The sequence below is a fragment of the Candidatus Nitrosopumilus sp. bin_7KS genome (assembly GCF_054095835.1).
In genome coordinates, this window is the sequence record NZ_JBSWSO010000003.1 from 1 (window position 1) to 13,037 (window position 13,037).

General features: G+C 31.9%; 15 protein-coding genes and 2 tRNA genes. 8 read left to right on the forward strand and 9 right to left on the reverse strand.

Going from position 1 to position 13,037, the window contains the following annotated elements:
- Positions 1-134: 134 nt before the first annotated feature.
- The 3 genes from ACW9W4_RS02615 to bluB all read right to left on the reverse strand — a co-directional run bounded on the left by ACW9W4_RS02615 (position 135) and on the right by bluB (position 1,543).
- The gene (locus ACW9W4_RS02615) at positions 135-662 is read right to left on the reverse strand and encodes an NADPH-dependent FMN reductase (protein WP_457760977.1); all 528 of its coding nucleotides are present in this window, start codon (positions 660-662) and stop codon (positions 135-137) included.
- 53 nt (positions 663-715) lie between these two features.
- Positions 716-808: transfer RNA gene (locus ACW9W4_RS02620), tRNA-Arg, on the reverse strand.
- Positions 809-832: 24 nt separating this feature from the next.
- Positions 833-1,543 carry a 5,6-dimethylbenzimidazole synthase gene (gene bluB / locus ACW9W4_RS02625; RefSeq protein ID WP_457760978.1) on the reverse strand — a complete coding sequence of 237 codons (711 nt, stop codon included), beginning with the start codon at positions 1,541-1,543 and terminating at the stop codon, positions 833-835.
- 69 nt (positions 1,544-1,612) lie between these two features.
- Here bluB and ACW9W4_RS02630 point away from each other — a divergent pair.
- Positions 1,613-1,686, forward strand: a tRNA-Val gene (locus ACW9W4_RS02630).
- Positions 1,687-1,694: 8 nt separating this feature from the next.
- Here the strand turns inward: ACW9W4_RS02630 and ACW9W4_RS02635 are convergent.
- Positions 1,695-2,189: a hypothetical protein gene (locus tag ACW9W4_RS02635; RefSeq protein WP_457760979.1), complete on the reverse strand. Its 495-nt coding sequence runs from the start codon at positions 2,187-2,189 to the stop codon at positions 1,695-1,697.
- An 81-nt stretch (positions 2,190-2,270) separates the two neighbouring features.
- Here ACW9W4_RS02635 and ACW9W4_RS02640 point away from each other — a divergent pair, with 81 nt between their 5' ends.
- Positions 2,271-2,768 carry a CopD family protein gene (locus ACW9W4_RS02640; RefSeq protein WP_457760980.1) on the forward strand — a complete coding sequence of 166 codons (498 nt, stop codon included), beginning with the start codon at positions 2,271-2,273 and terminating at the stop codon, positions 2,766-2,768.
- Here ACW9W4_RS02640 and rtcA read toward each other — a convergent pair.
- Complete coding sequence (gene rtcA, locus ACW9W4_RS02645; RefSeq protein ID WP_457760981.1) at positions 2,745-3,770, reverse strand: RNA 3'-terminal phosphate cyclase; 1,026 nt, start codon at positions 3,768-3,770, stop codon at positions 2,745-2,747. The genes ACW9W4_RS02640 and rtcA overlap by 24 nt on opposite strands.
- Positions 3,771-3,831: 61 nt before the next feature.
- Between rtcA and ACW9W4_RS02650 the strand changes: the two genes are divergently transcribed.
- The 3 genes from ACW9W4_RS02650 (at position 3,832) to ACW9W4_RS02660 (ending at position 6,340) form a co-directional block, all read left to right on the forward strand.
- Positions 3,832-4,326 (forward strand): nicotinamide-nucleotide adenylyltransferase, encoded by a 495-nt coding sequence (locus ACW9W4_RS02650; protein ID WP_457760982.1) that lies wholly within the window; start codon positions 3,832-3,834, stop codon positions 4,324-4,326.
- Positions 4,327-4,365: 39 nt separating this feature from the next.
- Positions 4,366-5,511, forward strand: coding sequence for a pyridoxal-phosphate-dependent aminotransferase family protein (locus tag ACW9W4_RS02655; protein WP_457760983.1), 1,146 nt, complete (start codon positions 4,366-4,368; stop codon positions 5,509-5,511).
- Positions 5,512-5,593: 82 nt separating this feature from the next.
- A complete protein-coding gene (locus tag ACW9W4_RS02660) occupies positions 5,594-6,340 on the forward strand; it encodes an FKBP-type peptidyl-prolyl cis-trans isomerase (RefSeq protein ID WP_457760984.1) in 747 nt (248 codons plus the stop codon).
- Here ACW9W4_RS02660 and ACW9W4_RS02665 read toward each other — a convergent pair.
- Positions 6,337-7,401 carry a sn-glycerol-1-phosphate dehydrogenase gene (locus tag ACW9W4_RS02665; RefSeq protein ID WP_457760985.1) on the reverse strand — a complete coding sequence of 355 codons (1,065 nt, stop codon included), beginning with the start codon at positions 7,399-7,401 and terminating at the stop codon, positions 6,337-6,339. The two genes, ACW9W4_RS02660 and ACW9W4_RS02665, sit on opposite strands and share 4 nt — an antisense overlap.
- A 74-nt stretch (positions 7,402-7,475) precedes the next feature.
- Here ACW9W4_RS02665 and psmB point away from each other — a divergent pair, with 74 nt between their 5' ends.
- On the forward strand, positions 7,476-8,108 hold the full coding sequence (psmB, locus tag ACW9W4_RS02670; protein ID WP_457760986.1) for an archaeal proteasome endopeptidase complex subunit beta: 633 nt from the start codon (positions 7,476-7,478) through the stop codon (positions 8,106-8,108).
- Positions 8,109-8,115: 7 nt separating this feature from the next.
- A complete protein-coding gene (locus ACW9W4_RS02675) occupies positions 8,116-10,056 on the forward strand; it encodes a beta-CASP ribonuclease aCPSF1 (RefSeq protein WP_457760987.1) in 1,941 nt (646 codons plus the stop codon).
- Here ACW9W4_RS02675 and sepF read toward each other — a convergent pair.
- Both sepF and ACW9W4_RS02685 read right to left on the reverse strand, forming a co-directional pair.
- A complete protein-coding gene (gene sepF, locus ACW9W4_RS02680; RefSeq protein WP_179362651.1) occupies positions 10,048-10,326 on the reverse strand; it encodes a cell division protein SepF in 279 nt (92 codons plus the stop codon). The two genes, ACW9W4_RS02675 and sepF, sit on opposite strands and share 9 nt — an antisense overlap.
- A 73-nt stretch (positions 10,327-10,399) precedes the next feature.
- Complete coding sequence (locus tag ACW9W4_RS02685; protein WP_457760988.1) at positions 10,400-11,413, reverse strand: tRNA (5-methylaminomethyl-2-thiouridylate)-methyltransferase; 1,014 nt, start codon at positions 11,411-11,413, stop codon at positions 10,400-10,402.
- 71 nt (positions 11,414-11,484) lie between these two features.
- Between ACW9W4_RS02685 and ACW9W4_RS02690 the strand changes: the two genes are divergently transcribed.
- Positions 11,485-12,549 carry a M24 family metallopeptidase gene (locus ACW9W4_RS02690; RefSeq protein ID WP_457760989.1) on the forward strand — a complete coding sequence of 355 codons (1,065 nt, stop codon included), beginning with the start codon at positions 11,485-11,487 and terminating at the stop codon, positions 12,547-12,549.
- 2 nt (positions 12,550-12,551) lie between these two features.
- Here ACW9W4_RS02690 and ACW9W4_RS02695 read toward each other — a convergent pair whose 3' ends face one another.
- Positions 12,552-13,034, reverse strand: a complete 483-nt coding sequence (locus tag ACW9W4_RS02695) for a hypothetical protein (RefSeq protein WP_457760990.1) — start codon at positions 13,032-13,034, stop codon at positions 12,552-12,554.
- Positions 13,035-13,037 lie beyond the last annotated feature (3 nt).

Below are 13,037 nucleotides of genomic sequence, written 5' to 3' on the forward strand. Positions count from 1 at the left end.
ATCTACACATCAGAGCTCGTCGGCAGCGTCAGATGTGTATAAGAGACAGAAATTATTGTAATGTGAATTTATTAATATTAAATTTAGAATATTTGATTTAGAATATTTGATTTTACTAGGGGGTTTGATTGAGCCTATTTTTGATGCATTTTTGATGCTATATCCAAAGTCTCATCGACCATATCTCGTAGTCTGTTTTTTGCATCATCATCAACTAAATTTTCTTTTATTGATTCTGTAGTTAAAAATACAGCCTTTGGATTTGTTATTACTCTGAAATATGACATCAATTGTGTGATTAATGTCTGTACATTTACAAAGCCAATATTCCCAGCAGCTAAAATTGTAATTCCAGCCACTTTTCCTGGAGTCTTTTTATAATTTACATATTCAAAAAGATTTTTCAGTGCTGAACTAAAAAATGAATTATAAATTGGTGAACCAATCAACCATACATCTGCGTCCATGATGTCATTTGCAGCAGTTTTTGTTGTTTCATCATATTTTATGTCTGGTCCTCTATAGTATTCAATCTGACCATCAGAGAGATTAATTAATTTTGTATCTTGATTTTTTGATTTGGCATATTCAAAAACATATTTCATAATAATTTGCGTATTTGCATTTTTTCTTGGACTACCAGAAATAACAACAACTTTCATATCTTCAGCCATTCGTCTTTGTATTTAAATTTCCATTACTTGTTAAAATTAAACGGGCTTGGAGGGCTTCGATCCCTCGACCTGTAACTTAGGAGGCTACTGCGCTATCCATGTTGCGCGTCATATTGACTCTGCGCTACAAGCCCAGCAAAAAAAACATTCTTAATTATTTAAGCGTAATCAAGATTTTCTTTGATCATTTTTTGAATTTTTTTCCAATTTTTATTTTCTTTATCATTCCATTTTTCAAAAAATACAACATCTTTCAATTCTAGTCTTGGTAACCAACCTTTAGTTTCAAGATCTGGTTTTTCTGCAAATTCATCAACATATCCTAAACACAAGTATGCAATAGGAATAACATGTTCAGGTAAATCTAAAGTTTCTTTTAATGTATCATTTGATAGAATACTGACCCAGCCGAGACCTATATTTTCTGTTCTAGCTGATAACCATAAATTTTGAATTGCACAGCATACACTGTAAAGCCCTGCTTCAGGAATACTTGATCTACCAATTACAAAAGGCCCAAACTTTGTAGGATCGTATGTGACACATAGATTTACAGGAGATTCCAAAATACCTTCTAATTTGAAAGAAAGATATTTTGATTTTTTTGGTTCTTCAACTAATTGTGATGATCGATTTTTCTCTTCCTCAAAAGATTCTTTTATTTTCTTTTTAGTATCCTGATCTTTAATTAAAATAAAATTCCATGGTTGAGAAAATCCTACTGAAGGAGCGTGATGTGCTGCGTTTAGAATTTTTGATAAAACCTCATCTTCTATTGGCTTTGAGATAAAGTGAGATCTTACATCTCTTCTTGAATAAATTGCCTTGTAGAAGCCTTGTTTTTCTTCATCGGTAAAATCCTCTGTCATCTATTTTGTACCTTCATTCTTTCTTTTGTTAAACGTTAATAATGTCAATTATTCGATTTATTTTTCAATGGGCCTGTAGTCTAGCTGGTTAGGATACCGCCTCGACATGGCGGTGATCATGAGTTCGAATCTCATTAGGCCCACTTTTTAATTAATAACCTGTTTTGAAATCTTTGTCAGTTTCACTCCATGAAGTTTGAGTGATGATGTTTCCTTCAGCAGAAAAACTAGTAATTCTTTCATTAATAGCATCTTCATAAATTTCTGAATTAACTTCAGATTTGGAAAGAACAAATATATTTTTTAATGGAATTTCTGCACCTGAAACAAACAATGCTCTACCAGGTAATGCTATGTCTGCTGTAGAATATAATCCAGAACCTAATAATTCACCATTGCCATATAGTTGGAAATCTATTTGTGAAACTGTTAGTGTTTTTTCACTTGGGTTTTTTACCAAAAATGTAACCTCAAATTTTGCTTGATTATTTACTGTGTTTACATCTAATAGCTCCACATTTGTTAGTTCAATCTCAATTAAAGCAAGTTCATCATTATCAAGACTAGCATAGAAAATAATCCCTCCCATTAATGCTAAAACTCCAACTATTGCTAGATAAACAATCAATTTACTTTGAAGTGCCATTTCAATGATTCCAGATTTGTACAACTAAAAAAGGTTGGCAAGATCCAAATACATAATATTTGATTTAAAATATCATTAACTATGACTGCAATAGAACAAGCAATTATCACTTGGATTCATCTAATAGCTGCGTCAATTTGGGTTGGCGGTTCTTTATTTATTGGAATTGTATTTTCTCCACTTTTAAAAACAATGACTAGTTCTATTGAAGAACGAATGCAGATAATGATTCGTGTTGGTAAACGATTTAACAAAGTTGCTGTTCCTTCATTGATAATTTTAATGATCACTGGTTTGTATACTTCACATGCATTAATTGGAAACCCTGATCTTCTTATTTTGACAAGCTATGGAAAATTTCTAATTATTAAAATAATTCTTGTTATTGCTTTAATTATTACATATGCTGTGCATGTTAGAGTAATTCGTAAAGATGTAGAAGAAAAAATTATGTCAAATCAAATGTCAGAACCTGAAATCCAAAAACTTAGAAAGAAAATTATCATACTTGGAGAGATAACTGTAGTATTGTCAATAGCAATTCTATTTTTTGCTTCATTGCTTGATGCTGGAGTTTGAAATTCCCTCAATAATTACTTCAAAACCGTTACTTGTTTTTCCAATACCATACTTACAACCAGTGATTTTTGATGTCACAAACAAATTTGTCTCTAAATGTTTTGTAATTTCTTTAACAGGGAAAATTGTTTTTCCAGCAGATAAACTTGCAGGAACTACTAACATGTCTGCTAAATTATCATCAATAGAATAATTTTTAATAAAATCATCCAAGTCTAAATCAAATTCATCTGTTTTTTTATTATATAATGCGTCAATTCCTATTATGGAATCATTATCAATACTGTAAATTAACAAAGATGCACCAGAATCTAATGTTTCTTCAGATACTATTTCTACGTTAACAATATAGTTTGCTTCAGTTAATTTTTTTACAATTTGATTTACTTTATTTTTAATTTCATTATTTGTAAATTTTGAAAATGAACAAATTAATTTAATTTCATTTGTTTTTCTTTTTGAAAATGATATTGATTTTACATTAGATGGGGTTACTTGTAATTTTACTTCTCCGCCACCTTTAGGATAATAACCTCTTTTGATTAATTCAAGTGAAAAATTAATACCCATTCTTGAATATGCTTCTTGTAATACATATTGAGTATAATCAATTGTAGGACTCCAAAGTACATCAGTACCGCCTTTGATTTTTAAATCAAGCTGTTTTTTTGATATTGCAACTACTGGAATTAAAACTTGTAAAATTAATGGAATACTTCCAGCAGTTCCAACATCTTCAACTAATTCTAGATTTTCAATATTACCTGGAGTAAATTTTATTTCTGTAGATCCTATTTTTGCTCCAATGACTTTAGCATTTGCAACTTTTTGAAGAATTTTGATTGCTGTAAGATGTTGTGGTCTTAATCCAGAAATTTTTCTATTTATTCTAATATTTTCTAAATGTATTGGTTGTTTTGTAATACATGAAAGTGCAATTGCTGAGCGAATAATTTGTCCACCACCTTCACCGTGGCCTCCATTAATCTTTAGAAAATCCATAATTTTTTCTATTAATCACTCTTTATGATAGTTTTTTAAAAAGAAATTTTCTATAGATGATATGGATGGTTTGTTGATAGGGAGATTCCAACCTTTTCATTTGGGTCATCTTGAAGCATTGCAATTTGCTTTATCTAAAGTTGATAAATTATGGATAGGCTTGGGAAGTTCAAACAAGCCTGTAGAAAAAAACAATCCATTTACTGCTGAACAACGAAAAGAAATGATTCTAACTTCTATTGATGATTCAATGAAAGAAAAAATTTCAATTTATTTTATTCCTGATGTTGATAATCATATTAGATGGATTGAAAAAATAGATACTATTGTACCAAAATTTGATATAATTTTTTCAAATGATGATTTGACAAAACATCTGTATTCCAAAAGAAAGATTCAGGTTCTTTCGATTCCTTTTTTGAATAGGGAATCATTATCTGGAACTAATATTCGCGATCTAATTATTTGCGATCAAAAATGGGATGATCTAGTACCTTCTGGAACAAGAAATTTTTTGGAAAAAACTGGTGCTAAAGAACATTTGAAAAATCTCTAATTATAAATAAACCCCAAAATAACTGCTGATAGATAACATATGGAATATCTTTCAATGCTTCCTGGTCCAACAAATGTACCTAATAGAGTAATGAGGGCAATGCTTGCACCTATCATCAATCACAGAAGTGATGATTTTGTAGAATTGTACACTGATGTTGTTGATAAAACTCAACAAGTATTTGAAACACAAAATGATATTGTAGCTTTATCTGCATCTGGAACTGGTGCAGTTGAAGCAAGTGTTGTAAATTTAGTTAAAAAAGGTGATAAAATTATCATTCCTGTAAATGGAGAATTTAGTAGACGATTATCAGAATTAATTGAAGGTCAAGGAGGCAATGTTGTAAAACTTCAAACTCCACCAGGAGAAAATGCAACTTTTGATCAAGTTAAAGAAGCGTTTGATAATAACAAAGATGTTAAAGCATTCTATGTTGTTCACAATGAAACTTCAACAGGAACAATGGTTAATTATCTTGATAAAGTATCTGACTTAACATCTAGAAATGATGCATTCTATGTTGTAGATTCTGTTTCGTTACTTGGCGGTGCTCCACTTCCAGTAGATAAATGGAATATTGATGTATGTATGACTGGTGCACAAAAAGCAATCGCTGCTCCTCCAGGAATTTCACCAATTTCTGTTAGTGCTAAAGCCAAAAAATACATGATTGAAAACCCACCAGCTACAATGTATTTCAATTTAGCAAGATACTTCAAATTTTATGATGGAGAAAAACATACTCCTTTCACACCTGCACTTCCATTACTTTATGCATACAGAGAAGCATTATCCATGATCTTAGAAGAAGGATTACAAAATGTCTTTAAACGTCATAAAGTTTGTTCTGATGCATTATACTCTGGTCTAAGTGCAATGGGATTATCTCCATTTGCAAAAGAAGAAGATCGTTCAATCTCAATTATTGCATTAAATTATTTGGATGGACTTGAAGACAAAACTTTCAGAAGTACATTAGCTGACAAGTTCAAAGTACTTGTCGCAGGTGGATTTGGTGATCTTAAAGGTAAAGTATTCAGAGTTGGATGTATGGGAGAAGTTAGTCCTTATCATGTAATGAGAACTATTTCTGCAATTTCAGCTACATTGACAATGATGGGATATGATGTTGATGCTCAAGCAGGTTTTAAATCTGCAGAAGAAAAATTAAAAGCTCTCTAAACCCTGTTAATTTGATATTATGAAAAATAATCTTATCTATTTCTCGCTTAACTTAATATAAGGAAATTCGAAACCGATCTCATTGACTTTCATTAAAGGTTCATTAATTCTAGTAGATTATACTGCAAAGGTAAAAGATACTGAAGAAGTTTTTGATACAACAATTGAAGAAGATGCAAAAAAACATTCAATTCATGAACAAAATTTCAAGTATCAACCAAAACTAGTTTCTATTGGTGAAGTTTCTTATCCTGTTCTAAAAGGACTTGATGAAGCACTTGCAAAAACAGCTACTGGTGATAAACTTACAATTGAAGTAACACCTGACAAAGGTTTTGGTGAAAGAGATTCTGGTAAAGTCAGAATGATTCCTATTAGAAAATTAGGTGAAGATGCTGAGAAAGTTTCAGTAGGTGATTCTATTGAAGTTGATAACAAAAGAGGTATTATTCGTTATATTGGATCTGGTAGAGTTCAAGTAGATTACAATCACAGATATGCTGGAAAAACTATTCTGTTTGATGTCAATGTCATTAAATCTCTAGATACTCCAAATGATAAAATCGACAGCATTCTCAAAAACAGATTACCTGTTGAAGATACAAAAATTGCATTTGATTTGAAAGATAAAGAAGTAAACATTACAATTCCTGAGGAAATTTTGCGTGCTGATGGATTACAAATCATGAAACACTTTATTCAACTTGATGTTTTCAAATTTGTTCCTACATTGGAAAAAGTTAGTTTTGTTGAAACACATGTGAACAAACAAGCTCAGGAAAAAAAGCCTGAAACAAAAGAAAAAGCCCCTGAACAAAAAACCGCTTAAATTATTCCAGTACTCTTTGCTAAATTTAGTGCAATTTTCTCTGTCATTTTAATTTCTTTTAGAATTGTATATCTTTCTGGTCTAAGTTCTTGTGCAATCATTAGAGCTTTTACAATTACTTCTGGTTTTAGACCAATTTGTTTTGCAGATGTAGGTGCTCCTACATCTTTCAAAGTCTTTACAATTTTTTTCCAATCTTGTCCTTGTAATTTCCCTATCATAATGGATCCTAATCCACATTTTTCTCCATGCAATCCTATTCCAGGAGCAAGTTTGTCAAGTGCATGTGAAACAAGATGCTCTGCACCTGAACATGGTCTACTACTTCCAGCAATACATGATGCAACTCCTGCACTAATTAATCCCTCTACAATTACTCTAGCGTCTAATCCTTTTTTTGCAAATTCAGAAGAATTTTCCATGACAATTTTGGCACTCATTAAGGCTAAATCTGCTGCATATCTACCATAGTATTCTTTTTTCTTTTTGTGACCTAGTTGCCAATCTTTTACAGCTATAATATTTGCAATAAGGTCACCACAACCACTTGCAAGTAATTTTGCTGGAGCTTTTTTAATAATATCAATATCTACAAAAACACCCATAGGTGCAGTTGCTACTATAGAATGCGGTTTGTCACTTTTTACTGAAACAAAAGGACTAGCCATTCCATCGTGAGATGCAGCTGTTGGTAAACTTACAAAGGGTTTTCCTAAATTATATGAAATTAATTTAGCAGCATCAACAGAACGTCCTCCTCCAATTCCTATAATTAGATCTGAATTGTCTTTTTTAACGTCTTTTTGAATTTTATTTAATGATTTTATTTGATTATCTACTGAAGTATGCCAAAGAAATTGAATTTTTTTTGATTTTAATGATTTTTCAATTTTTTTCTTTAATATTTTTTGAACATTTGTTCCAGCAATCAAAGATACTTTTTTTGGTTTATTCAATGAAATGAGAAATTTACCGAAATCATTGATGTTCTTTTCTCCTATCTCAATGAGCCTAGGAAATTCCATTTTGTGTGATTGCATGCGATCATAATTTTTTCTCATTATTTATGATTTCAAGGGACAAAAAGTTATTTAAAAGGGGGAGATTCCCTTTACTTTATCTTAATAGGTGTATTTTGTCAAATAACGTTGAAGAAAAAATTCTGCATGGGACTACCACAGTAGGTATCAAGGCTAAAGACGGTGTCGTATTATGCGCCGACATGAGAGCCAGCGCAGGCTATTTTATTGCAAATAACAATACTATGAAAATCCAACAAATTGATCTTCACGCAGGACTTACCTTAGCAGGTGGTGTTGCTGATGCACAAAATATCGTAGATATCTTACGTTATCATTCTAATCTTCACAGAGTTGAAAAACAAGGTGACATTTCTATTCATTCACTTGCAAGATTGTGTTCATTGATATTTCATCAGAATAGAGGATATCCATTCATGGCTGATATCTTACTTGGTGGTTATGATGCAAACGGTCCGTCATTATTTAATGTCGATATGTTTGGATCAGTTGAAGAGAAATCATATGTTACAACTGGTAGCGGTTCTCCAGTAGCTTATGGTTTACTTGAAGAAGAATACAAAGAAGACCTTACAATAGAAGAAGCAAAACAAGTAGCTCTAAGAGCTGTTAAAGCCGCAATAACTAGAAACATTGGTACAGGCGATGGAATTAACATCGCAGTTATGGACAAGGACGGTTTCCGTCTATTAACCGATGAACAAAAGAAAGCCGTCATCGAACTTTAGTGATTTAATGCAACGTAAATATCAAGAAAAAGAATTACCTCCTACTAGCCAGAATATAATGGCCACCATACTGCAAAGTATACCTAAGGAGGCAAGTGTAACAAAAATAGAATACGAAGGACCAAGAATTGCTCTTTATACAAATTCTCCACGCTACTTAATGGAAAACAATGATACAATTTCTAATCTTGTAAATATAATTAAAAAAAGAATTGTTGTTAGAACTGATGAATCAATAAGAAAACCTGAAGCTGAAGCAAGAAAAATTTTGGCAGACTGTGTACCAAAAGAAGCTAATCTACAAGGAACTATTTTTGATACTGCAACAGGTGAAGTATCAGTTGAAGCAAAAAGACCTTGGTTATTACAAAGAAATGCAAAAGAATTCAACCACGCTGAAGTAACTGAAAAGATAGGTTGGAGATTACGAATTAGAAAAGCTACAACTATTCCTTCGCGTACAATTCAAACAATTAATGCAACTCTAAAACAAGCCTCTGTTGAAAGAAGTAAACAGCTAAAACAAGTAGGTGATGAAATTTTCAGACCTCGATTATCTCAAAGAACCGAAGTGTCTCTTCATACTCTTGGTGGATTTGGTCAAGTAGGACGATCCTCAATGCTACTATCTACTCCTGAAAGTAAGATCTTAGTTGACTGTGGAATTAACCCTGGTGCACGATCTCCAATGGATGCATTTCCAAGATTAGATTCTCTAAACATAACACTGGATGAACTTGATGCTATAGTTATTGGACATGCTCATTTGGATCATACTGGATTCTTACCAGCATTATGCAAATATGGATACAAAGGTCCAATCTATTGTACTGAACCTACATTACCGATGATGAATTTGATTCAATTAGATGCAATCAAAGTCGCTGCTGCTCAAGGTAGGACTCCAATTTATGCTGAACGCGATGTAAAACAGGTCATGAGACAAACAATTACTTTGCCATATGGAACTGTAACTGATATTTCTCCTGACATTAAACTAGTTCTTGCAAATGCAGGTCATATTCTAGGTTCTGCATTATGTCACTTTCATATTGGAAATGGTGATCATAACTTTGTTTATTCAGGTGATATTAAATTTGGAAAAAGTATTTTGTTTGAAGCTGCCAGTTGGAACTTCCCAAGAGTTGAAACTTTATTGATTGAAAGTACGTACGGTCTTAAAGAAGATATTCAACCAACCAGACAACAAGTAGAATCTTCTTTCATTAATGCTGTAAACAACACGTTAGCTGATGGTGGCAAAGTTTTGATTCCTATACCAGCAGTTGGACGTGCACAAGAAATTATGATGGTAATTGATCACTATATGAAATCGGGAGAAATGGTTGAAGCACCTGTATTTACAGAAGGAATGATTTCTGAGGCATCAGCAATACACGAATCTTATCCTGAATATCTTGCAAGAGAACTTAAACAAAAAATACTAGAAACTGATGATAATCCATTTGATTCTGAATACTTTACTAATATTGAACATGCCGATGCTAGAGAAGAGCCTATGAGGGATAATTCACCCTGCATTATCTTGGCAACATCTGGAATGTTAGAAGGTGGACCTGTTTTAGAATATTTCAAAAATATTGCACCTGATAAAAAGAACAAAGTGTTGTTTGTTTCATATCAAGTAAATGGAACTATGGGAAGAAGAGTTCTTGATGGATCTAAACAAGCAACTATGTTAGGTAAAGAAGGAAAAGTTGAAGTTGTTTCAATTAACTGTGGTGTTGAAAAATTAGATGGTTTTAGTGGACACAGTGATTATAATCAATTAATGTCATTTGTACAAAGATTGAGACCAAAACTTCGTCGTGTTCTAGTTAATCACGGTGAACGTTCAAAATCAGAAAACCTTGCAATGAATATTAGACGAATGTATAAACTACCTGCTCATTATCCACAAGTTCAAGAAGCAATAAAATTATTTTAGATCGTATTCTGGTTTCCAGATCTTTATACTTGATGGAGCAATTATAATTCTCTCCTCACCTAATCTTGCAATTTCAGCATCTTCTGCTTTTGCAATAGAATACAATTCTTCAACTACTTTACGAAGTTGTTCCACATCTTTTTGTGCTAATGGTGTAACTCTTAGAATCAAAATCATATTTTTTTTGATATCCTCTTTGATAGAGTGAACATCACTAATGTCTCTAATTGTTATTGCCTTTAGATATGTGGAATTTTCTTGTTTTTGCATCCTTGTTGAAAATGAGAACTACTTATTCAAAAACTCTTCCTTAGTTTCAACTAATTTTTAAAATATTTCACGCCTACATTCTAAATTTAAGGTAAGATTGTTCTTCTGCACATTCAGAACTAACTTCGTCAATTGAATCTCCATTTTTAACAGAAACTATACTGTGTTCAGTTTTTGGTGCATCTGAATATCTTAAAGTTACAGCTGATGCAAATTCTACATGTAACTTTGCATTCTTACCACGTAAGATTGAAACTGGTCCAACGTAATCTTTAGCCTCAAGTAAAATATCGCCAGGTAATGCTAATGCTTTAATCATTTCATTTTCATCTTTGTATCTTCCAACAACAAATTTTGTTTCTTCATCTAATCTAAAATGCCTTCCAATTTTTAACAAATCAATCTCATTAATTGTTGGAGTTTCTATATGATCAAACAAATCTTTAGCTTTAATTCCAAACTGTGGTTCAGTTAACAAACAACCACCTCCTGCATTTGGTGGATTTTCAATTCCATATTCTTTAGCCATTTGCATTTGAATTTTCCTTTGTCTTCCTTTAATCATCCCAAGATTTTCTCTTTTGATTAAGCCATCTTTTTCAGCATCTGATGGTGGTAATAATCCAGCAGATAATGGTCTTACAATTTTTCCTTTCAAATTAGATTCATTTTCAATAATTTGTAATGATGGTGCATGTTGACTCATTGGACGTTGACCTAACACTTCTCCTGAGATAATAAATTCTGCACCAATTTCCTCCATGTGTTTTTTTGCTGCATCAAACATCATTGTTCTACAATCAACACATGGATTAAATCCAGCACCGATTCCGTGCTTTGGATGTTTTAACATCTCGATGTATTCATCACCAAGATAAACTGTTTTTAAATTCACATTGAGATCATCTGCTCTTTCTCTAATTTCAAAACCACATCCTCTTCCACAATCAAAATCACAAAATGGAGTTTTAATTGCTACAGCTGACACATCAAAACCTTGTTCCTGCATCATTCTAACTGCGAGCTGACTATCTAAACCGCCAGATAGTAATGCAACTACTTTCTTCTTTTCTTTTTCTTCAACCACTGCGATCTGGCCCAATTTTCCATATACAAACTTTACATCATACATAAATTGAGAATTAGAGATATCTGAGTATGAAGCAACGGAGAAAGAATCTTTTGAAATATGCCCAGCAGATTGATTGTGATACCTTGGTTACATTTGAGCCTGAAAATTTGTTTTACATGACTGGGTTTTGGGGCGAGGCAATTGGATTACTTGAAAAAAATGGAAAAACCACAATTATTACACCTGAACTTGAAGTTGGTAGAGCAAAAGAAGAATCTATTGATTGTAATGTAATTACTGCAGAACGAGGAGAAGGTCTAATTACCTCATTAATTAAAAAAATTAAGAAAAATAGAGTTTGTACTGATTGCCAAAATTATTCAGTAATGATGTCATTAAAAAAATCAATTCCAAAAATTAAATCATCTACTGATCCATTTTACAATGCTAGAATCATAAAAGATGAAAAAGAAATTCAAATTCTCAAAAAAGCATCAAAAATCATCGATGAAATGTTTCAAATTTGTACTAAAAAAATGAAAATTGGTCAAAAAGAATCTGAATTACAAACAATTCTGATGACATATGCCATGGAACAGGAAATGTTTGATACGGGATACAAATCTACACTTAATCCATTAATTATTGCTGGGGGTCCAAATGGTGCACTCCCACATGCTCAAGTTACAAATAGGAAATTCAAAAAAGGAGATCTAGTAGTAACTGATCTTACATTAAGATACAAAGGGTATGTTTCTGATGCAACTAGAACATTTGCAATTGGAAAAATTTCATCACAAGCAAATGAGGCATATGAAATTGTTAAAGAGTCTCAAAGACTTGGCCTAAAAGCTGTTAGACCAAATATTGATTGCAAAGATATTGACTTTGCATGTAGAAAATACATTGATGATCAAAATTATGGCAAGTACTTTATTCATTCAACAGGCCATGGAATTGGATTAGAAGTTCATGAATTACCAACTGTTTCTTATCGAAGCAATACAAAATTAAAAGAAAATATGGCAATTACCGTGGAACCCGGAATTTACATTGAAAATAAATTTGGAATTAGAATAGAGGATTCATTAATTGTAAAAGATAGACCAATTATAATGCACAAATTTACTAAAGATTTAGTAACAATTTGAGCCTAGTCATAATAGTTTACTAGATCAATAATGTATTTAGATTCTGAATTATTAGAAGAAATTTTTTCTGAAATTACGTTTACATTCCAATCATAATTCATTTCACCCTTATGTGATATGAAATCCAAATTTATCTTGTATTCTTCAGAATTTACATTTGTTACAGTTAGATCAACGGTAGTTTTTTTGTGATCAAAAATTTTCTCTTGAGGGTATTCTTCACTTATCTTATTCTCTAATGCTTCTAAGACAGTTAATCCTGAATTATTTGGACCATCATACTTCATTAAAATATCTAAAACTTTTTGATTTTCCTCACTTAGTTCTGGAAAACTCTTTTCTAGTGTTCCTTTTGTCATTTCTGGAACTACAAATACCACAAACATTGCTACTAAAGCAAGGTAAATTGGAGCTCTTTTTTTCAGAAATGACTTGAAATCATTCTTTTTTGGCTTATCTTCCTTTTTTTTACTTTCTTTACCCATATC